This is a genomic window from Metabacillus lacus (assembly GCF_009674805.1).
Classification (GTDB): Bacteria; Bacillota; Bacilli; order Bacillales; family Bacillaceae; genus Metabacillus_C; species Metabacillus_C lacus.
In genome coordinates, this window is sequence record NZ_WKKI01000123.1 from 1 (window position 1) to 533 (window position 533).

The window sequence follows — 533 nt, forward strand, 5'->3', positions numbered from 1 at the left end:
TCCTTTATTAGAAGTCACGGATAACGTGGGTTTAGCTTCTAGTTTAGGAGATTTTTTTGCATTCGTCCATAAAAAATCCCCCTATAATTTCAATTAATAGAGGGTAATTAAATTGATCTTTTGGCCTGTGGATACATATGCAATGATAGTGGAATATCTCCGTTTATGTGGGCCATCACCCAGTGGGAACACACTTCAGAGCTCTTTCACTTCATGTCCTGAATCTTCTCGCTCCTCGAAACCCGGGGGTTCGTAAGTGTTCATATATTCCACTCGCACTTAGATACAATCTATGATACCTCCGGTATTAAAACACAAAAAAAGAACAGCTCTGCAACTGTTCTTTCATTCGCCTGGCAGCGTCCTACTCTCACAAGGGGAAGCCCCTAACTACCATCGGCGCTGAAGAGCTTAACTTCCGTGTTCGGTATGGGAACGGGTGTGACCTCTTCGCTATCGCCACCAGACTGTATAAAGTTTGAGAAAAAACATGTTCCCTCAAAACTGGATAACGCGCAAGATATTATATGTTT

General features: G+C 42.4%; 1 rRNA gene. It reads right to left on the bottom strand.

The features are described 5' to 3' along the window. Positions 1-351: 351 nt before the first annotated feature. Positions 352-467, bottom strand: a 5S ribosomal RNA gene (rrf, locus tag GJU40_RS20590). Positions 468-533 lie beyond the last annotated feature (66 nt).